At 45.5% G+C, this 21421-nt stretch carries 19 protein-coding genes; 17 read left to right on the top strand and 2 right to left on the bottom strand.

Translation table 11 applies throughout. The features are described 5' to 3' along the window. Nucleotides 1-148: 148 nt before the first annotated feature. The 3 genes from B2W60_RS13690 to ald are packed head-to-tail and all read left to right on the top strand — an operon-like array spanning nucleotide 149 to nucleotide 3317. Nucleotides 149-820 carry a response regulator gene (locus B2W60_RS13690; protein WP_292359102.1) on the top strand — a complete coding sequence of 224 codons (672 nt, stop codon included), beginning with the start codon at nucleotides 149-151 and terminating at the stop codon, nucleotides 818-820. Continuing rightward, on the top strand, nucleotides 807-2168 hold the full coding sequence (locus B2W60_RS13685; RefSeq protein ID WP_292359103.1) for an ATP-binding protein: 1362 nt from the start codon (nucleotides 807-809) through the stop codon (nucleotides 2166-2168). The genes B2W60_RS13690 and B2W60_RS13685 overlap by 14 nt, the downstream gene beginning before the upstream one ends. Before the next feature lie 27 nt (nucleotides 2169-2195). Then, the gene (ald, locus tag B2W60_RS13680) at nucleotides 2196-3317 is read left to right on the top strand and encodes an alanine dehydrogenase (RefSeq protein ID WP_292359105.1); all 1122 of its coding nucleotides are present in this window, start codon (nucleotides 2196-2198) and stop codon (nucleotides 3315-3317) included. On the opposite strand, the gene B2W60_RS13675 is transcribed toward ald, so the two are convergent. After that, nucleotides 3281-4300 carry a metal-dependent hydrolase gene (locus B2W60_RS13675; protein WP_292359107.1) on the bottom strand — a complete coding sequence of 340 codons (1020 nt, stop codon included), beginning with the start codon at nucleotides 4298-4300 and terminating at the stop codon, nucleotides 3281-3283. The genes ald and B2W60_RS13675 overlap by 37 nt on opposite strands. A 173-nt stretch (nucleotides 4301-4473) precedes the next feature. Here B2W60_RS13675 and B2W60_RS13670 point away from each other — a divergent pair, with 173 nt between their 5' ends. Next, nucleotides 4474-6066, top strand: a complete 1593-nt coding sequence (locus tag B2W60_RS13670; protein ID WP_292359109.1) for a tetratricopeptide repeat protein — start codon at nucleotides 4474-4476, stop codon at nucleotides 6064-6066. Nucleotides 6067-6207: 141 nt separating this feature from the next. On the opposite strand, the gene bcp is transcribed toward B2W60_RS13670, so the two are convergent. Continuing rightward, nucleotides 6208-6675, bottom strand: a complete 468-nt coding sequence (bcp, locus tag B2W60_RS13665; RefSeq protein WP_292359111.1) for a thioredoxin-dependent thiol peroxidase — start codon at nucleotides 6673-6675, stop codon at nucleotides 6208-6210. Between the two features lie 118 nt (nucleotides 6676-6793). On the opposite strand from bcp, the gene dapA reads away from it, so the two are divergent. The 13 genes from dapA to speB all read left to right on the top strand — a co-directional run bounded on the left by dapA (nucleotide 6794) and on the right by speB (nucleotide 21259). After that, entirely contained in the window at nucleotides 6794-7675 is an 882-nt protein-coding gene (gene dapA / locus B2W60_RS13660; protein WP_292359292.1) for a 4-hydroxy-tetrahydrodipicolinate synthase, read from the top strand. A gap of 18 nt (nucleotides 7676-7693) precedes the next feature. Further along, nucleotides 7694-8728, top strand: coding sequence for an outer membrane protein assembly factor BamC (gene bamC, locus B2W60_RS13655; RefSeq protein WP_292359113.1), 1035 nt, complete (start codon nucleotides 7694-7696; stop codon nucleotides 8726-8728). Further along, nucleotides 8728-9495, top strand: coding sequence for an MBL fold metallo-hydrolase (locus B2W60_RS13650; protein ID WP_292359115.1), 768 nt, complete (start codon nucleotides 8728-8730; stop codon nucleotides 9493-9495). Before bamC ends, B2W60_RS13650 begins: the two co-directional genes overlap by 1 nt. A gap of 11 nt (nucleotides 9496-9506) precedes the next feature. Beyond that, complete coding sequence (gene purC / locus B2W60_RS13645; RefSeq protein WP_292359117.1) at nucleotides 9507-10217, top strand: phosphoribosylaminoimidazolesuccinocarboxamide synthase; 711 nt, start codon at nucleotides 9507-9509, stop codon at nucleotides 10215-10217. A gap of 399 nt (nucleotides 10218-10616) precedes the next feature. Continuing rightward, nucleotides 10617-12326 (top strand): PglL family O-oligosaccharyltransferase, encoded by a 1710-nt coding sequence (locus tag B2W60_RS13640; protein ID WP_292359119.1) that lies wholly within the window; start codon nucleotides 10617-10619, stop codon nucleotides 12324-12326. A 161-nt stretch (nucleotides 12327-12487) separates the two neighbouring features. After that, complete coding sequence (locus B2W60_RS13635; RefSeq protein ID WP_292359121.1) at nucleotides 12488-12901, top strand: pilin; 414 nt, start codon at nucleotides 12488-12490, stop codon at nucleotides 12899-12901. Nucleotides 12902-13117: 216 nt separating this feature from the next. Then, entirely contained in the window at nucleotides 13118-13615 is a 498-nt protein-coding gene (locus B2W60_RS13630) for an ATP-dependent zinc protease (RefSeq protein ID WP_414673299.1), read from the top strand. Further along, nucleotides 13612-14517 (top strand): 30S ribosomal protein S6--L-glutamate ligase, encoded by a 906-nt coding sequence (gene rimK, locus B2W60_RS13625; protein WP_292359125.1) that lies wholly within the window; start codon nucleotides 13612-13614, stop codon nucleotides 14515-14517. Before B2W60_RS13630 ends, rimK begins: the two co-directional genes overlap by 4 nt. Continuing rightward, entirely contained in the window at nucleotides 14517-15572 is a 1056-nt protein-coding gene (locus tag B2W60_RS13620) for a succinylglutamate desuccinylase/aspartoacylase family protein (RefSeq protein ID WP_292359126.1), read from the top strand. The genes rimK and B2W60_RS13620 overlap by 1 nt, the downstream gene beginning before the upstream one ends. Nucleotides 15573-15681: 109 nt before the next feature. Then, entirely contained in the window at nucleotides 15682-17631 is a 1950-nt protein-coding gene (speA, locus tag B2W60_RS13615) for a biosynthetic arginine decarboxylase (protein WP_292359128.1), read from the top strand. A 24-nt stretch (nucleotides 17632-17655) separates the two neighbouring features. Then, nucleotides 17656-18855, top strand: coding sequence for a saccharopine dehydrogenase family protein (locus B2W60_RS13610; protein WP_292359130.1), 1200 nt, complete (start codon nucleotides 17656-17658; stop codon nucleotides 18853-18855). 356 nt (nucleotides 18856-19211) lie between these two features. Continuing rightward, nucleotides 19212-20378, top strand: coding sequence for a carboxynorspermidine decarboxylase (gene nspC, locus B2W60_RS13605; RefSeq protein ID WP_292359132.1), 1167 nt, complete (start codon nucleotides 19212-19214; stop codon nucleotides 20376-20378). Then, nucleotides 20375-21259, top strand: a complete 885-nt coding sequence (gene speB / locus B2W60_RS13600) for an agmatinase (RefSeq protein ID WP_292359133.1) — start codon at nucleotides 20375-20377, stop codon at nucleotides 21257-21259. The genes nspC and speB overlap by 4 nt, the downstream gene beginning before the upstream one ends. Nucleotides 21260-21421 lie beyond the last annotated feature (162 nt).

The raw sequence follows: 21421 nt of genomic DNA, 5'->3' as shown, positions 1-21421 counted from the left end.
TCTTGTTATTAATATGGAATAACTGATTGCAGCGACGTTACGCAACCAGTTTTATGCCGCGTAGAGTGCAGCGATAAAATTAAGACAATGTTAACGTTGTCTTAATTCAGTTAAACGAACATGTTGTTTTTATTCTGGATATCGACCGATGTATGTTTTGATTGTGGAAGACGATGCATTAATGGGGGAAGGCATACAGACCGGTCTCACAGCATTGGGTATTCAGGCGGAATGGGTGATGAACGCCGGTGGTGCAGAAACGGCGATGTCGACCGCCAGTTTTGATGCTGTGGTATTGGACTTGGGGCTTCCGGATGAAGATGGGATGCAGTTGCTGAGTCGCTGGCGTGAAAGAGGCAATACTTTACCGGTGTTGATTTTGACGGCACGTGATGCAGTACCGGACAGAGTCAGTGGATTACAGGCCGGGGCCGATGACTATATGAGTAAGCCCTTTGATTTAACCGAACTGGTTGCCCGATTACATTCATTAAGCCGTCGGGCTGCAGGGCGTGCCACGCAGACCATCCAACATGGCAGTCTGCAGTTTGATCCAGCAACGTTGCAGGTTACCCTGAATAACAAACCATTGAATTTATCCCGCCGGGAAATCACTGTGTTGGAAACCCTGTTGCAACATCCGGGCAGAGTGGTCACTGCCGCACAGTTACAAGACAGACTTTATGGTTGGGCTGAGGGCATTGAAAGTAATGCGGTTGCAGTGCATATCCATAATCTGCGTCGTAAATTGGGCGATGAGTGGATCGAGACCGTCCGTGGTATGGGCTATCGGTTGGGGGGTGTCAATGAATCAGGCTAAAGCCAAAGATTATCTGCGCTGGCAGTTATTGTGGCGTATTGGAATTTCGGTATTGCTGATGTGGCTGTTGCTGGCACCATGGCTGTTGCTGAGCGTGCAGAAAGAAATGCAGAACACATTGGATAACCGGCTTGCCGCTTCAGCCAAAATGCTGATGTCCCTGATGTCGCAATATGATTTGGATCCACTGGTAAACGGTACTCAGCGCAGTCCGCTGTTTGATCAGACGGACAATCTGGATTTGCCGGCCACCCTGGCGTGTAAAGTGGCTAATGTGGCGGGCGATATTATTGCCGTATCACATGATGCTCCGGAAAGCGTGCTGACCACCACACAGCAAGGCTATCAGAATCGGATGCAGGATGGTGAACCGTGGCGTGTTTTTAATTTATCGCAAGCGGGGTTGACCATTACCACGGCTGAGCGTCTGGAAACCCGGGATACTCTGATGCGTTCGGTGGTTATTGCTGCCGGATTACCCTTTTTTCTGAGTTTGGCTGGTACTTTGGCAGTCGTCTGGTTTGGCATTCTGCATGGCTTTAAACCTTTGCATAGTCTGAGTGAGAGTATGGCGCGACGCAATACTGAGGATTTAACGTCTCTGGTATGGGAACAGCGTCCGGCTGAAGTCCGCCCTCTGGTCGATGAAATAAACCGTTTATTACAGCGTATGCAGCAGTCTTTATTGCGTGAGCGCCGGTTCACCGGCGATGTGGCTCATGAGTTACGAACGCCTTTGGCCGGAATCAAAACCCAGTTACAAGTCGCCCGTTTAACAGACGGTGGCAAAGCCATGCATGCCTTATTGCAGGCTGAAAAAGCGACTGACAGGTTGCAACGTACACTGGATCAATTGTTATTACTGGCCAGAGTAGAGGGTGATGGTCAATTAACCGAAACAGCACGTTTACCGGTTGCTGAAATTAACAATATGGCGCTAAGTGATGTGCAGCATCTTGCCAAGCAACATCAAGTGACCTTGCGCTTCAATGATGACGTAGATGAGAAAATTCAGGCATCCGCTATTTTACTCTCGGCGGCATTACGCAATCTGCTCGAAAATGCCATTCGCCATGCACCGGAAAATAGTGTGGTGACACTTTCTGCCACCGAGCAGCAAGGTCAGTTGCACTGGACGGTAGAAGATGAAGGGCCCGGTGTTTCGGAAAAGTTGCTTTCAGAGCTAACCCGACGCTTTGTACATGGACACCAAAACAGTGGAAGCGGTTTGGGGCTGGCCATTGTGGATGCTATTGTCAGACGATTTAAAGGTGAGTTACATATTAAAAACGGCGTGGCAAAAGGATTATTGGTGACCATCAGTATTCCTCTGCAATCCGGCGTTTAGACATCAGTGAGAGTATCAGGAAAACGTATGCGGATTGGGGTGCTGAAAGAAATCAAAACTCAGGAACACCGGGTCGGACTGACGCCTGCTGGTGTACGGGAACTATGCGCTGATGGCAATGAAGTTTGGGTTGAGCATTCTGCCGGTAAGGCAATTGGTTTTACCGATGCGGATTACCAACAGGCCGGTGCCAATATTGCCGAAAATGCAGCAGCCGTCTTCGCCAGGGCGACGCTGATAATCAAAGTCAAAGAACCTCAGCCAGCCGAAATCGAACAGCTAACTTCTGAACACACCTTGTTCACTTATCTGCATCTTGCACCGGATCGATTACAAACAGCGGCTTTACAACATTCCGGAGCGACCTGCATTGCCTACGAGACAGTAACCGATAACCAGGGAGGCTTACCGTTATTGGCCCCGATGAGTGAAGTGGCGGGACGCATGGCGATTCAGGCGGGCTCCCAGGCATTACTGATCCATGAAGGAGGCTTAGGTATTTTACCGGCAGGCGTTCCCGGTGTTGCCCCAGCCAATATTGTGATTATAGGCGGTGGCGTGGTCGGTGTTAATGCTGCCCGCATGGCAATGGGGATCGGTGCGGATGTCACTGTATTGGATAACTCACTGACTAAATTACAGCAATTGGATCTGCAATTTGGCCCGCGGTTGAAAACCTTATATTCCAATGCAGAGGCCATTGATAGTGTCGTACAACATGCTGATATGGTGATTGGTGCCGTGTTACTGCCGGGGGCCACAGCACCCAAAATCATTGAATACCGGCATCTTGAAATGATGAAAACCGGCAGCGTGCTGGTGGATGTCTCGATTGATCAGGGAGGCTGTTTCGCTTCTTCCCGTCCGACAACGCACGATCAACCAACCTATATCGAACAGGGCATCGTGCATTATTGCGTAGCCAATATGCCTGGCGCTGTTGCCCGAACCTCCACGCTGGCACTCACCAACGCTACGTTACCGTATATTCGGAATCTGGCCCGTCAGGGGGGTAAAGCCGCTTTTTTAGCGGACCGCCATTTGCTTAACGGACTGAATATTTATCAGGGTAAAATTACGCATCAAGCCGTTGCTGACGCGCAGGGTGAAGCCTATTCTGATCCATTTTTGTTAATGAGTTCTGCCTGATCATCCCAGATACGTTGCCAGACCCAATACAATCCATTTATCGCATTACGGGGCATCGATAATTGTTTTGGTGGCAATGTAATGACTTCATCATTTTCAATTCTGGCCAGTTGAAAACGGAAAAAATACGCTGGCTCCATCCCCATCCTCAAATCGGTTGCCAAAATAATGTTTTCCAGCTGCTGCAACTTGAAATTATTCTGAGTAAACCAGTCTAGCCGTTCGAGATCAGATTGATCCGGTAGCAGACCTTTCAGTTCGCTGCCTCGCTCATACTGGGTAAATCTAAACGCTGCATCACCATCAAATACTGAACGAAATGCTTCGTAATAGACAGCTTCATCAATCACGACAATGCGCCATAACAAGGTGTTTAAAGGGGCAGGGGTGATTTTAATATGCTGATATTCAATTTGCTGTTCTGCTAAAGCCTGTTGAGTTTGCCTGGTTACCCAGTGTTGGGCTCCCAGACTCCAGCCGAGATAAGCCGTAGTAAGGATCAGAGCACCCAGCATGATGAAATGGCTTAGCCGGTTTTGGGCGGCAATTAAAATCGCCAGAAATCCTGCAACGAGTGGCAGGCTATATATCGGGTCAATGATAAATATACTGCCAATAGAGACAGGCGGAGGCATAAAGGGCCAGAATAGCTGGGTCCCGTAAACCGTCATTGCATCCAGTCCACTGTGTGTGACCCATACCAGCCAAATCAGCATAAACCATCGTCGAAAATCAAATACTGGCGCTAGCTTACACATTAGCCAGGCAACAATGGGAGCCAGCAGACTTTGCATAAGCCAGGAATGCGTCCAGCTGCGATGTAATGTCATGGTATCCAGGTCATTGGCATACTGAATGAATACATCAAGATCAGGCAGGATGCCGAACGTCGCACCGTAAAATATGGAAGCCCTGGGGGCTTTGCGTCCGGCAACGCTGTAAGCCACTGCACTGCCGAGTAACGCCTGCGTAATCGTATCCATGAATTAATGACTCCCTTGTTATGAATGTTAAGCAGACCTGAACAGCGTATTTTTGGTTCGGTTATCTGCTTTGAATTTATTCGGCATAAAAATCTGGGAAGATATCTTGCCTAAGTAGGAATTAGTCATGTAAATTGCAGGAAATACCTCCTGAAATTAATGGAAAACCTGCTATGAAACAGCCGATGCCAAGCCCAACGCCGGGACAGGCCGATTTACAAGCGATTATTCAGGCCTTGAACACAGGGCAAGTGGGCTTTGCTGAATCAGCATCTAAAAAATTACTTAAATCCTATCCACGTTCATTTCCGGTATTAAATCTGTATGGCAACGCTTTGGCCGCGCAAAACAAATTTAAAGATGCCGTCATGGTTTTTCGCAAGGCAACAGAAATTGACCCTAATGTACCTGAGATTTACTTCAATATGGGCATTTTGTTGACCAACCTGAATCGCATTGATGAAGCTATCAACAGCTACAAGAAAGTCTTGCGTTTGAAGCCTGAACTGACAGATGCTTTATATAACCTTGGATATGCATTACAGAGCCAAAACCGTTTTGAAGAAGCCGGTAATTATTATCAAAAAGCCATTGAACAACAGCCGAATTTTCTTGAGGCCATCGCCAATCTTGGGGTCTGCCTGCAAGAACAGGGCAGACTGGATGAAGCTGTAGCGATTTATCAGCGGGCTTTGACTATTTCTCAAGATGCCAAACTGTATTTCAATCTGGGAACGGCGCTTAAGAATCAGGGAAAACTGGCCGATGCCATTGCTACCTATAATAAGGCATTGGAATTAAAACCGGATTATGCCGAGGTGCATAGCAATATTGGTGAAGTGTTACGGGATCAGGGCCGTTATGATGAATCAGTAGCGGCTTATAAACAGGCACTGGAGTTAGATCCGTCATTGCCGTTAGCCAATTACAGTCTGGCGGTATATCTCTATGACAGTGGAGATTTGCAGCAGGCTTTGAATTACTTCCAACGATCCCAGTATGCCGATTGGCAGGAACGTTCGTTGTATTGCCTCTATAAAACTGAGCGCTTTGAGGATTTCAAACAAGGTTTGGACCAGCTTAAAAAAGCTCGTCATAGCTCACCGTTTCTGGCGACATTAGCTGGGCATTATGCCGAGAACTTCGGTACGGTGAATGACTATAATTTCTGTAAAAGCCCACTGGATCTGGTATGCCATGTTCAGGTGCCGGAATTAAAAGGTGACAGCGAATTGTTAAAACAGCTGCTGGCGGATATTGAGCAGGCCGATATAGAAGAAAAAAGTCAGGGCCGTTTACATAATGGCGTGCAATCGGCCGGAAATCTGTTTAAACGTTCGGAAGCCAGCTTTCAGCAGATTGCCAAACTGGTGGCGCGAGCCATTGACGATTATCGTGAAAACCTGAAGGGCGAAAGTGGCATTTTTGCGAAAGGTTTTCCCAAACAAACAGTGTTTGCCAGCTCCTGGTACGTCAAAATGAAAACCGGTGGTCATTTAACCTCACATATCCACGAAGAAGGCTGGGTGAGTGGCGCGTTATATCTGGCCCTGCCTAAGCAGAAAACGCATCCCGATGAAGGCAGTATAGAGCTCAGCACGCATGGGGATGATTATCCCAAACAACATGACAATTTCCCCAGTAAAACCATTGCACCGGAAGTCGGGGATATTGTCATGTTTCCATCCTCGGTATTTCATCGCACCATTCCATTTAATTCGGATGAAGAACGGATCTGTATTGCTTTTGATCTGAAACCGGCCTGATCCGAATTAATGAATGCCAGCAGACATGAAACACCGCGCTCCACTGAGTGCAGTGTTTCGTACTTGACCTGTTTTATTGGTTTAGAAACGCAATTTAAGTATTTGTTTATATACGCTTTATTTAAAGTGAATTACTTTTGATTATAAGGTTTTGATTACGTCCAACACCTCATCGATATGCTGTTTGACTTTAACATTCCGCCATTCGTTGATGAGTTTGCCTTCTGTATCAATGAGGAAAGTGCTGCGAACGATCCCCATATATTCACGGCCATAATTTTTCTTCAGCTGCATGACGCCAAACAAATTACAGACTGTTTCATCAGCATCAGAGAGTAAATCAAAGGGAAACTGCTGCTTTTCCCTGAAGTTTTCATGAACACGTACGCTGTCTCTGGAGATACCGAATATCAATGTGTTGTGGGCATTAAATGTTTCAATATGGTCACGGAAATTCTGGCCTTCCAATGTGCATCCCGGCGTGTTGTCTTTGGGATAAAAATAGATAAGCACATTGTTGCCACGTAAGTCGGAAAGCCGGATGGTTTTATCGCCAGTGGAGGGCAATTCAAAATCCGGTACGGTTTGCTGTAAATTAACTGTGGTCATTAAACGTTCTCCGTTAGTGATTATTCTGCTGGCAGTACCTTAACCAAAGCAGCCCGGTCTTGTCATCTACCGGCTGGCAAAGTACCATGCCAGTTTATTTTCGCGGAGTCTGATGAATATGTTCAGCGGCAGTATGGTAGCTCTGGTAACACCCATGCGGGCGGATGGCTCGTTAGACGGTGAAAGCCTGCGCAAGCTCGTCGATTTTCATATTCAAAATGGCACCAGTGCTATTGTCGCGGTTGGTACTACAGGTGAGTCTGCCACATTAAATGTTGATGAACATACAGATGTTATCCGACAGGTAGTCGAACAGGCTGCTGGACGTATTCCGGTGATTGCCGGAACCGGTGCCAACTCCACTGAAGAAGCGATTGAATTGTCGCATTACGCTAAGCAATTAGGTGTTGCGGCTGTTCTGTTGGTCACACCTTATTACAACCGACCGACTCAGGAAGGTTTGTATCTTCATTTTAAAGCGATTGCAGAAGCAGTTGATATCCCGCAGATCCTGTATAACGTTCCCAGTCGTACGGCCTGTGACTTGTTGCCGGAAACCGTCGGTCGGCTAGCTAAAATCGGTAATATTATCGGTATCAAGGAAGCGACTGGTGATGTGCGGAGAGTGAAGTTAATCCAGGATCTCTGCGACGATAATTTTGCGCTATACACTGGAGAAGATGCCAATACCGTCGATTTTATTCTGGCGGGTGGTCGCGGGGTTATCTCTGTAACAGCGAATGTAGCTCCTGCTTTAATGAGCCAAATGTGTGAAGCTGCTTTGAATGGTGATGCTGAGACTGCTCGTGAAATTAACGATAAATTATCTTTATTACATCAGCGGTTATTTTCTGAGTCCAATCCAATCCCTGTTAAATGGGCTCTCCATGAGATGGGAATGATTCCGGAAGGGATACGTCTACCAATGACAGTTTTGTCTGAACAATTTCATCAACCGGTTCGTGAGGCGCTGGTCACTGCCGGTGTTCTGAATCCATAAGTGAGTGAATGTAATTAAATGAACACTAATCGTTTTAAGTTGAAAGCCTGTGGTGTCTTGGTCGCAGTGAGCGTTTCAGGTTGTGGGCTGTTGCCATCACTTGATGAAGTTGCTCCTGACAATACTCAGAAATACCGTAAGGCAGAAACTATGCCGCCTCTCGATATTCCACCTGATCTGAGTACATCACGAATCAATGATCAAATAGCTGGCAACGAGCAAAGTTCGGCAACCTACTCAGAATACGAAGAAGCAGGCACTAATCCGTTGGCAGCCCGCTATAACATTACTCCAGAATCCAAACCCGCTTTATCCGGCGAAGGTGCTAACCGTCATTTAGTCGTTCCGGGTGATCGTGATGAAACCTGGCAACGTATTGAAGCTTTCTGGGCGGATATCAATATGAATATCCATCGTAAAGATCAGCGTATTGGCTTGATGGACACCCAGCCTGATGTTGATGGGTATGCTTATCGTATTCGTATGGAGCGTGGTGATGTAAATCGTTCTGCCCGTGTATTTTTAACGGGTACCGACGAAACCAGTCGCAGCAATCAGAAAGACGAGGCGATGCTTCGTCAGTTAGCAGACTATCTTGGTGGTTTATATCAGCAGGATAAAGCTCGCGAACAAGCTTCATTGCCAAGTTCTGCAGCCCAACAAACGGATGCCCGTGTGATTTTACTGGATGAAGCCGAAGGTCATCAGGCTTTACTGGTTGAGCAGGAATTCACCTCTGTCTGGGATCGTGTCGGTCGGGTATTGGATAGCCGTGGCTTTGCAGTAGAAGATCGTGATCGTTCACGCGGTACCTATTACGTGCGTTATCTGGATCCATTTAACGAAGCTGAAAAAGAAGAACGTGGCTTCTTTGGCCGCATGGCTTTCTGGAAAGATGATGATGAAGTGGCACCGGAAGAGTATTACTACATCAAGCTGATTTCTGATGCCTCCAATACACGCATTACCGTACTGGATTCTGAACAGGTTCGTACCAGTTCAGATACCGCTAAACGCTTACTTGGTTTGATTCAGGAACAATTGACACAATAATGCGTTTTGCATCACTTGGCAGTGGTAGCCGGGGCAATGCAACACTGATTTCACAGGGAAAAACCACAATTCTGGTGGATTGTGGTTTTTCAGCTCGTGAAACCGAAAAACGTTTGCGGCGGTTTGGTCTGACTTCGTCAGACTTATCGGCTATTTTAGTCACGCATGAACATGCCGATCATATTGGTGGTGTTCGCGTTCTGTCGCAGAAGTTCAATATTCCGGTTTATGCAACCCCTGGTACGGCGGCCTGTTTACCTACAGAGGTTATGCCGCATATCCATGAATTCAGCTGTCATGAGACTTTTCACGTCAAGGATATTCAGGTTTCGCCATTCCCGGTACCGCACGATGCGCGTGAACCCAGCCAGTTTGTATTTCATAACGGCGATTTCCGGTTAGGCCTGTTAACCGACGTCGGTTTTATCACACCAGTGATTGAATCTGCTTTGACGTTATGTGATGGACTGATGCTTGAAGCCAACCATGATATGGCCATGCTGGAGCAGGGCGAATACCCCGAATATTTAAAACAGCGGGTCGGCGGCCGATTTGGGCACTTAAATAACGTGCAATCTGCCGAATTACTTGCGAAAATTGATACCTCGCGTTTGCAGCATATTGTTGCCATGCATATCAGTGAAAAGAATAATTCACCGTCATTGGTGAGCCCTTTATTTGCGGATGCCCTGAACTGCACAACAGACTGGATCGGCATTGCTGAACAAGATGCCGGATTTGACTGGCGCGAACTAACTAAAGCCTAAGAGAAACCATCATGCAAAAATTACAGCAACTTTATGCCGGTAAAGCCAAAAGCGTCTTTGCGACTGACGATCAGGATTATGTTGTACTCAGTTTTCGTGATGACACATCAGCATTTGATGGTGAACGCATTGAGCAGTTAAGCCGCAAGGGTGAGGTCAACAATAAGTTCAATGCTTTTATCATGGAGCAGTTAGGCAAAGCTGGTATTCCTACGCATTTCGAAAAATTGCTTAGCGCCAACGAAGCCCTGGTCAAAAATATGAACATGATCCCGGTGGAATGTGTGGTGCGAAATGTCGCTTCAGGCAGTCTGGTGCGTCGTCTCGGGGTTGAAGATGGCATGGAACTTAATCCACCCGTATTTGAGTTCTTTCTGAAAAACGATGCCCTGCATGATCCGATGGTTAATGAATACCATATCGCCACCTTTGGCTGGGCCACTGATGAACAGGTCCAACGTATGAAAGCGCTGACCTTTGAAGTGAATCAGGTGCTGAAAAAACTGTTTGCCGATGCCGGAATGATTCTGGTGGACTACAAACTGGAATTTGGTGTGTTTAAGGGTGAAGTTTATCTGGGGGATGAATTCAGCCCGGATGGTTGCCGTCTGTGGGATGCCGAAACCCGCAAGAAACTTGATAAAGATCGGTTTCGTCAGGGATTGGGTGGTGTGATTGAAGCCTACGAAGAGGTCGCTCAGCGGATTGGTGTGCCTTTATAGTTGATATAAACCACAGCGACACGGAGAGCACAGAGGTTTAATAGATATTTATCCGCAGATTACGCAGATGCTCGCAGATTATTAGCGTCATAAAATCGAACTGACCTTGTTTCATTAATCTTAAGATTGATGAATTAAAAAAACTCCGTAGGTTGGCGCTGAGCCTGCGAAGCCCAACATCTTGTTTATGTCGGGTTACATGTTGATGACCCAACAAACAATATTTATTGATCTCTGTGTCCTCCGTGTCTCTGTGGTTAGTTCCTTTTAATCTGCGTAATCTGCGGATTAAAATCTAACCGATATGAAATAATCGTTGTTTCTATCCAACCCGCCTTGCCACTCGATCATTCAGCCGACATAATCCTTTTTTGTTTATTCGCCAGAACAGGGAAGATTATGTCGCGTTATCTCTCAAAACATCCGTTATTGCCGCAGCAGCCGATTGAATGGTTATTGGCATTACTCTTCCTGATCTCACCCTTTTATCTGGCCTCCAGTCTTGGTGGTACCGGTTTTGATCTGCCATTTAATATCACTGTCTGGGCTGCGGCGACTTTGGTCATTGCTTATTCTGTCTGGTATTTCTGCGGGCAGGACAAGCTGATTCTTCCCATGAATTACAAAGGTTTGCTGGCATTGCCTGTGGGTATCCTTCTGGCCGCAGCTTTGGCGGGAGTGCAGGATCCAATTACCTGGATGTTTCGTATTGTGTATGTAATGGCTGGCGTTTTGTTTTTGTTTGGTCTGTTTCAATTTCGACTTAAAAATACCGATCGAATTTTGTTGCTGATTACTATTGCGACGTTGTTGCATAGCGTTGTTGGCATTATTCAGTTATTTGAATTACCAGTTTTATCAAGCTGGATAACCAGAACTGATAAAGCAATAGCGACGGGGGTATTTCAGCAGGTTAATGTGATGGCCAGTTTTCTGACTACCGGTATATTGGTTTCAGTTTATCTGTGCTTAAGACCTATTGCTCATAACCGATTTTATCTAAAAGTATTTTTGTTGATTACCATCAGTGTGGCCACTTATGTGATGGTGGCAACAGGCTCAAGGATTGGGCTGTTATCAGGAATATTAGGCCTGTTAATGTTACTGATAGCTTATCGGACGCAAGTCAGCAAAAATTGGAAAACCATTTTTTCTGCTTTATTGCTAATTGTTTTTGCCAGTGTGTTAGCAAAAGAAGGGTTACACAAAACAGTTGATAAATCCTACCAAATGGTAGAAGCGCAATATGCAGATCAACGTCTAAGCATTTATCGTATTTCGCTGGATGCTTTTTATGAAGCACCAATAAAAGGACATGGTATTGGTAGCTTCCTGGAAAAATTTGGCTTGGCTTCTTCTGCTTTTTATCAACAACATCCAACTGCAGAAATGCCGACTTATATTGCTCATCCGCATAATGAGCTTTTGCAATGGGCAATTGAAGGGGGATTACTTGCGTTGATGGGTATTCTCATCGCTATGTTTAGTGTGCTGTGGTTTGCCGTTAAATACAAACAGCAAAGATTATTTGCCTATCTGGCATTATTACTTCCTATTACGTTTCATACGCAGGTCGAGCATCCTTTTTACATTTCATCATTTCACTGGTTTATTTGGTTAACTTTGCTATATGTATTACTCAATCATTATGTAGCCATAAGGCAAAACCCAATTAGCCTGATGGCAAAAAAATCACTTCGTGGTTTCGTCATTATTCTGCTGACAGTTACATTGTTTTTTTTATGGCAAACATCACAAGCTCAACAACAGTTATATCAATTCATAAATCAATCTCAGCGAACGCCCCAGCTTGATAGCGCCTTAAGCAATTTGTATTACAAAACATATGCAGAGCAAATTGTTATGCGTTCACATTTGCATGATGCAATTACCAAAAATGATGCTCAGAAATTAGTTCAGATTATTAATTGGTTTGAATCAGAATTGAATAGAACTCCAGAATTAAAATTATTTGAGGATGTGATTAATGGATACATTGCCTTGGAAATGCCTAAGCAACGCTGTGAAACGATCAGCAACAGTTTGCTTTATTATCCTGCAAATAAAGTATTACAAAGTATTCAAAATGACTGCTTGGTAATGAATTGACAAAAATTGTCACTTTGTGACTCAGGAAAGTCATTGGATAGAATGACTAGTTACTTGTTAATATTGTAACCTATTGAAATTAAATATTAAAAATCATTGGCATGGACGGTGCTTTAATAACTCCGAGCACAAAGCTTGTCGTCTATTTACGGAGATTTAAAATGAAAAAAGTACAACAAGGTTTTACATTAATCGAATTAATGATCGTTATTGCGATTATCGGTATCTTGGCGGCAATTGCTTTGCCTGCTTATCAAGATTACGTTACAAAAAGTAAATTCCAGGAAGTGATTTCAGTATCAAATGGTTATAAGACTGCTGTAGCTATTTGTGCTCAATCAAATGGTGGTGTTTTAACCGACTGTAATGCGGGTAGTAATGGTATTGAAGCTGCTGTAACTGCTGGAACATACAGTTACATTTCAACAATTGATGTTGCCGCCGGTGTAATTACTGCTACAGCTATTGCGGGTGAAGGTTTGAATTCAACAACATCTATATTAACTCCAACAGTTAATGCTACTGGTACTAGTTGGGGGCAAAGTGGTTCTTGTGAAGCGGCTGGCTGGTGTTAATAACCAGTTCGTTAATAAAGTTCTAACGCAAATAAAGAAGCCCCGATTCGTCGGGGCTTTTTTCTATCTGGCATACTCATGTTTATAATCCAAAACTAAAAAAACATAATTGAATCTGCTATAAACTTGATTTAAAGCGGTAATAGTGAAAATCCCTTTTGACAGCCGTGCTTAAATTGCTTTCAATTGCCCCATAAATCATAAATGGGGAATCTCGTGGAAAATCACCCGCAAATAATTACAGTTGGCTGGCGTGAATGGTTAAGCCTGCCAGAGTTGGGTATCGATCGAATCAAAGCCAAGGTGGATACCGGTGCCAGAACTTCCGCGATCCATGCTTTTTCGGTTGAGCCGATTGAGAAAAACGATGAGCTATGGGTACGATTTGGAGTACATCCCAATCAACATGATACCGAGACCGAAATCTGGTGCGAGGCGCGTGTTAAGGATGAGCGTAATGTTACTGACTCGGGCGGTCATACTGAAAAACGTTATGTGATTGAGACACTACTTAGCGTTGGCGGGCATAGCTGGCCGATTGAAATTACCTTGACCAATCGCGATACCATGCTTTTTAGAATGTTACTGGGACGCACTGCCATGACGACTGGTAATATATTGGTTAATCCGGCATTGTCCTATCAAGCAAGCCCCTCATTTCACGACACAACTCAAGCGCCTAAAGATGAAGCGCTTGATGGAGAATCTGCATGAAAATAGCCATTTTGTCCCGTAATTCAAAGTTGTATTCAACTCGCCGATTGGTCGAGGCAGCTGAGGCACGAGGGCACGAAGTGGATGTTCTGGATGTGTTGCGTTGTTACATGAACATCACTTCGATGAAACCCGAAGTGCATTACAAAGGCGAAAACCTTACCGGTTATGATGCGGTGATTCCTCGGATTGGTGCTTCGGTGACTTTTTACGGTACCGCCGTGCTGCGCCAGTTTGAGATGATGAATGTATATCCACTTAATGAGTCGGTGGCCATCAGTCGGTCGCGCGACAAACTTCGCGCTCTCCAGTTATTATCCCGCCGCGGTATTGGTTTGCCGGTGACGGGCTTTGCCCATCGACCTGATGATGTCGACGATTTAATCAAGATGGTAGGTGGTGCGCCGCTGGTGATTAAACTTTTAGAAGGTACTCAGGGAATCGGTGTGGTACTGGCTGAGACTGCCGGGGCGGCTGAGAGTGTTATCGAAGCTTTTATGGGCATGAAAGCCAATATTCTGGTGCAGGAATTTATCAAGGAAGCGGGTGGTGCCGATATTCGCTGTTTTGTGGTGGGTGAAAAGGTAGTTGCCGCAATGAAACGTCAGAGCAAAGAGGGTGAGTTTCGTTCTAATCTACATCGGGGTGGTAGTGCCAATTTGATTCGGATTACACCGGCAGAACGTGCCACAGCGGTTCGTGCGGCCAAAACTATGGGGCTGAATGTTTGCGGGGTGGATTTACTGCGCTCTAATCATGGTCCTGTAGTAATGGAAGTGAACTCCTCGCCGGGCCTGGAAGGTATTGAAACAGCGACCGGTAAAGATATTGCCAGTTTGATTATTGATTTTATTGAAAAAAACTCGGTTTCCGGAACCACTAAAACCAAAGGCCGTGGTTGATGGCTGATGCATTGATCATTGCCGGGCAACAGATCATGCCCGGACAAAACAAAGTGGTCGATGTACCGCTGCCAGATTTGTATATGCATACCTCTTTGAGTATGCCGGTTCAGGTAATGTGTGGTCGTCGTGAGGGCCCTGTTCTATTTGTATCCGGTGCGGTGCATGGTGATGAAATTGTTGGTGTGGAAATTATTCGTCGGCTGGTGCGAAGCAAACGTCTTAAAGGGCTTAAAGGCACGTTGATCACTATTCCGGTGGTGAATGTTTACGGCTTTATTAATCAAACACGTTACTTACCTGATCGCCGGGATTTAAACCGTTGCTTTCCTGGGTCTGAGGAAGGTTCATTAGCGGCACGTTTAGCCAACCTGTTTATGAGCGAAGTGGTGAATAAATGTACCCATGGTGTGGACTTGCATACTGCAGCCATCCATCGGGACAATCTGCCACAGATCCGTGCGGCTTTGGATAACCCTGTGGTGGAGGAAATGGCAAGGGCATTTAATGCACCGGTTATTTTGAATTCGGGATTGATTGAAGGTTCATTACGCCATGCCTGTCAGCAGGTCAATGTGCCGGTTATCGTGTATGAAGCGGGTGAAGCTTTGCGCTTTAATGAACTGGCGATTCGTGCCGGAGTCAGAGGTGTGTTGGCGGTGATGCGCAAATTGGGTATGTTGACCGAATCCCGTACAAAACAGGCAAAACCTGTCGATCCGTTTGTCGCGCGATCCAGTAGTTGGGTGAGGGCGCCGCAAAGTGGTATTTTCAGGATGCTGGTGCCCATGGGGGCGCAAGTGACAAAAGGCGATATTCTGGGCATGGTTGCTGCGCCCTATGGCGATGAGAAATCCGAAACCAAAGTGGTCGCTATCTGCAGCGGTGTGATCATTGGCAGAACCAATATTCCGCTGGTGAATGAGGGCGAAGCCTTGTTTCATATTGCGCGATTTAACCGTCCTGATGAAGTTGCGGATAGTGTTGAAGCTTTCAATACAAACCTGCATCCATCAACGGATACCAGCGCTCCTGAAGAGCAGCCGATTATCTGAGTCTGCGATTCGCATCCTTAAGTAGTGATGCTGTCATAATATTTTTGCAATTTATCCATAAAATAGTGACAATCCCGCGATTTAACTGAAGCCAAAGGGGGTCATACTGATGACACAAACCCATGCCAATCTTGATACAAACTCACCTGACGTCGCCTCTGATGAATGGAGTGCGCAACATAGCAGTAAGCTTTATGGTGTACGTGATTGGGGTGCGGATTATTTTGATATTTCCGCCGATGGCAATGCGGTTGTCAGTTTGCAATTTGGTGAAAAGACTATCCATGTTCCGTTGATTGATATTGTTAACGGAATGAAAGAGCGCGGTCTGGATATGCCCGCTGTATTACGCATCGAGAACCTGTTGGATCTGCGCATTACTCAGTTAAACGAAGCCTTTGCCCGGGCCATCAAAACCGCAGGTTATAAAAATCACTATCGTGGCGTATTTCCGATCAAGGTGAATCAGCAATGTCACGTTATTGAGGAAATTGCCGATTACGGTCGTCGATATCATCATGGTCTGGAAGCGGGCAGTAAGGCTGAGTTAATCATTGCTATTTCTCAGCTACGTGACCACGACAGTCTGATTATCTGCAATGGCTATAAAGACGAAGAATTTATTGAATTAGGACTGTATGCCCGCCAGATGGGCATTCCCTGCTTTTTTGTATTGGAAACCGCCACCGAACTATCCACCATTTTAGAACGCAGCAAAGCATTGGGTATCGATCCATTAATTGGCTTACGCATACGTTTGGCCTCTACTGTGGAAGGTCATTGGAATGGCGATAGTGGAGATCGTTCGATATTCGGTTTATCTACCAGTGCGCTACTCGAAGTGATTGATCAGCTTAAACAGGCTGATATGCTGCATTGCCTGCAATTACTGCACAGCCATTTAGGTTCGCAAATTCCCAATATCCGTAATATTCGTAGTGGTGTGATGGAAGCCTGTCGTTTTTATACCGGTTTAATCGAAGAAGGCGCACCGATGGGATATATGGACCTTGGCGGTGGTTTGGCGGTCGACTACGAAGGTGCACGTTCGAATAGCACGCACAGCATGAACTATGGTCTGGACGAATATTGCTACAACATTATTGAAACGTTACAGGAATGCCTGGATCCCCTTGATATAGAGCATCCTGTGGTTATCACCGAGTCAGGCCGGGCTTTGATCGCGTATTCTTCCATGCTGTTATTTAATGTATTGGAAGTACGTGATCATAAACCCGGAACGATTCCGGAAGTCGCTCCCGCTGATAGCCCGGACATGCTGGTGAATCTCTATGCCGTGCTGGGCAATGTAAAACTGCAGAACCTGCAGGAGTGCTACAACGATGCCATTTATTATCGTGATGAATTACGTGAGTTATTCCATCACGGTCAGGCCACTTTACGTGAACGTGCTTTAGCTGAGAATGTTTCATTAGCCATTCTGGAAAAAATCTCGGAACTACTGCCTCAGGCACGCCGGGTTTCTGCGGAGTTGGAAAGCCTGCCGGAATTATTGTCCGATATTTATTACGGTAATTTCAGTCTGTTTCAATCATTACCGGATATCTGGGCAATCGATCAGATTTTCCCCATCATGCCAATTCATCGTTTGAATGAAAGACCGACTCGTGCCGCGGTCATTGCCGATATGACATGCGACTGTGATGGTAAAATTGATTCGTTTTCCTACGAAGAGGGTATTCGTAAAACGCTGCCATTACATCCACTCAAGGAAGGTGAGGAATATTATCTGAGCGTATTTCTGGTAGGCGCCTATCAGGAAACCCTCGGTGATTTACATAACCTGTTTGGTGATACCAACGTGGTCAGCGTGCATATCAACGAAGATGGCAGCTTTGATTTTGTCCGTGAGTTCCATGGTGACAGCATTGCCGATGTGCTCAGCTACGTGGAATACGATCCAAAAGTGATGCAGGAACAGTTCCGTAAGCTGGCAGAACAAGCTGTGCGGGATGGCAAGATTTCAGTACCAATGCGTCAACAAATGTTACGTGCCTTCAGCGATAGCATGAATGGCTACACCTTCTTTGAAAGATAACTGCAGATTTATAAGGATTCAGCAATGTCAAAAGTGATCATTATTGGCGCCGGTGGTGTTGGCGGCGTCGTTACCCATAAATGTGCTCAATTACCGGAAATTTTTTCAGAGATTATTCTGGCCAGCCGTAATGAAGACAAATGCAAAGCTATCGCTGCTCAGCTGGATAGATCCATCCGTACTGCCAAGGTCGATGCCGACAATGTGCCTGAGCTGACCGCTTTACTGGAAAAGGAAAAACCGGATCTGGTGATCAATGTAGCGTTACCTTATCAGGACTTGCATATCATGGATGCCTGTCTGAACGCTGGTGTCGATTATCTGGATACAGCTAACTACGAACCTTTAGATACCGCCAAGTTTGAATACAGCTGGCAGTGGGCTTATCGTGAAAAATTCGAAAATGCCGGTTTGATGGCTTTGCTGGGCAGCGGCTTTGATCCGGGTGCCACCAATGTCTTTACCGCGTATCTGGCCAAACATTATTTCGATGAAATTCACGAGCTGGATATTATCGACGTGAATGGTGGTGATCACGGTTATCCGTTTGCCACTAACTTCAATCCGGAAATCAATATCCGTGAAGTCACTGCAGAGTGCCGTCACTGGGAAAATGGTGAGTTTGTTACCACCCCGGCCATGTCGAAAAAAGCCAGTTTTACCTGCCCGGAAGATGTCGGCAGCTACAATATTTACCGGATGTACCACGAAGAACTGGAATCACTGGTCGTAAACTTCCCGACGTTAAAACGTGCTCAGTTCTGGATGAGCTTTGGTGACAGTTATCTGAAACATCTGGAAGTGCTGGGTAATGTTGGTATGACTGGCATTGAGCCAATTGACTATAACGGTCAGCAGATTGTGCCGATTCAGTTCCTCAAAGCATTGTTACCTGACCCTTCAACACTTGGCCCACGTACCAAAGGTAAAACCTGTATCGGTTGTGTGGTGAAAGGCGTTAAGGATGGTAAACAGAAAATTGTTTATCTCTACCAAATCAAAGACCATCAGGATTGCTACGCTGAAGTTCAGTCGCAGGCGATTTCCTATACCACCGGTGTACCAGCCATGATTGGTGCCAAAATGATGCTGGAAGGCAAATGGAAGAAACCGGGTGTCTGGAACATCGAACAGTTTGATCCGGATCCGTTTATGGAAGATATGAATAAATACGGACTGCCCTGGGAAGTGATTGAACTGGATAATTTCAATCTCGACGATTGATCTTATAGATCTATAAAAAATTAACCACAGAGGCACAGAGGGCACGGAGGAAAAAAATATACATCCGCAGATTAAGCAGATGGACGCAGATTTCTAATTTTAAGAGAAATGTAGGTTGGGTTGAGCCTGCGAAACCCAACACCATCTATTCTTCTGCGTCTTGTTGGGTTTCATAAATTCAACCCAACCTACACTTTGTTAAAAAACGTAGGTAGGGTTAGCGTAGCGTAACCCGGCAAAAATAATCTGCGAGAATCTGCGTAATCTGCGGATAAAAACTCTGTGCCCTCTGTGTCTCTGTGGTTAATAAATATTAATGAAATAAATTAACTATCATTTTCAGGTATTTGAATTTAATGCAATTTACCAATTTTACCAAGCTGGATTTATCTCGATTGCCGTCTCCTTGTTTTGTGGTGGACGAAGTGGCTGTTGAGCGTAATTTACGCATTCTGAATCACGTGCAAACGGCCAGTGGTGCCAAAGTTCTGGCTGCTTTAAAAGCTTTTTCCATGTGGTCTTTAGCGCCATTGACGGCCAAATATCTGAGCGGCACTTGTGCCAGTGGTTTGCATGAAGCGCGACTGGGTTTTGAAGAATACGGTGGCGAAGTGCATGTGTTTGCAGCAGCTTTCAGCCAGCAGGATATTGATGAACTGCTGACTTTTGCTCATCACATTGTGTTTAATTCCTGCGGGCAGTGGCTGCGGTTTCGTGAACAGTGCCTGACAATGCAAAAACAACGTCCTGAATTGCATTTTGGTTTACGTATCAATCCGGAGCATTCAGAAGGTGCGGTACCGATTTACGATCCGTGTGCACCCGGTTCACGTTTAGGCATTCCGTTATCACAGCTGGATGAAACGGCTTTGGATGGCATTTCCGGCCTGCATTTTCATACTTTGTGTGAGCAGGGATTTGAACCATTGCAACGTACAGTAAAAGCCATGGAAGCCAAATTCGGTCATTTGCTGCCACAAATGCAATGGGTAAATTTTGGCGGTGGTCATCATATTACGGCGGATGGCTACAATATTGATGGTTTAATCCAATTAATTCAGAATTTTAAACAAAGGCATCAGGTCGAAGTGTATCTGGAGCCGGGAGAGGCGGTGGCAATTGGCACAGGTATTTTGAGTTGTGAAGTACTGGATATCAGCTGGAATCATCTGGATCAGGCTATTCTCGATACTTCGGCTACCTGTCATATGCCTGATACTTTGGAAATGCCTTATCGTCCAGATATTACCGGTGCAGGTTTAGCTGATGAAAAACCACATACTTATCGGCTGGGTGGATTAACCTGTCTGGCGGGTGATGTGATTGGCGATTACAGTTTTGATAAACCACTGGAAATCGGACAACGGCTGGTATTTGAAGATATGAGCCATTACACCATGGTCAAAACCACGACGTTTAATGGCACCAAATTGCCATCTTTGGCTATCTGGAATTCCGAAACCGATGATTTACGTGTAGTCAAAAGTTTTGGCTACAGTGATTTTAAAGAGCGACTGTCATGACAGCAGAATTAAACGAAGAATTTCCGATTTTCCTGGGATCTGAGATTGATCAGGCTGATCCTAAACAGGCGATGTTTCATGTTTTGCCTGTCCCCTATGAAAAATCAGTTTCCTATGGTGGCGGTACAGCGAAGGGACCCTCCACTATCTTGAATGCCTCATGGCAGCTGGAAAAATGGGATGGTAAAAGCAATCCATGTGATTTGGGCATTTACACCTGCCCGCCAGTAGACTGCAGCGTAAATTCTCAACAGGTGATTGATAATATTGCCAATGCCACTGCTGAAATCATCCGTAATGGCGGTATTCCCGTCGTGTTAGGCGGTGAACATACTGTCACCTACGGCGTCATCAAAGGCTTGAAGGATGCAGGGATTGAAGATTTCGGCATTGTTCAGATCGATGCCCATGCCGATCTGCGTCATGCCTATGAAGGCGATATTTTGAGCCATGCTTCGGTAATGAAACGTGCAGTGGATATGGGTATTCCGTTATACCAGCTGGGAATTCGTGCCTTTTGTGAAGAAGAAATGCAGGTGCGTGAAGAATTTGGCGTGTATTACCAGGATGCCGATGAACTGGTTCCCAATAATATCAACAGCATTACCTTACCTGATGATTTTCCGCAAAAAGTGTTTTTTACAGTCGATATTGACGGCATGGATCCCAGTGTATTTCCATCAACAGGCACACCGGTACCAGGCGGCCTGAGCTGGTACCAGACATTGAATCTGTTTGAATCGGTCGCCAAACAACGTGAAATTATCGGTTTTGATGTAATGGAATTCGCGCCGATTGAAGGCTTTCATGCCTATGACTTCGCCGCATCAATGCTGACTTACAAGTTGATGGGGATTACTGCTCGTAGTCGTCAAAGCTGATTTTTGAAAGTAACCACAGAGACACAGAGGGCACAGAGGTTTTTTTGAGTTATCCGCAGATTACGCAGATTTTCGCAGATTATTTTTGTCGGGTTACGCTACGCTAACCCGACCTACGATCCTGTTAAAAATTATAAATCTGCGTCCATCTGCGTAATCTGC

The sequence above is a fragment of the Methylophaga sp. UBA2496 genome, from assembly GCF_002341635.1.
In the GTDB taxonomy this organism is placed as follows: domain Bacteria; phylum Pseudomonadota; class Gammaproteobacteria; order Nitrosococcales; family Methylophagaceae; genus Methylophaga.
The sequence above is the reverse complement of the archived record's forward strand: the minus strand, read 5'-3'. Positions and strand labels throughout refer to the sequence as shown.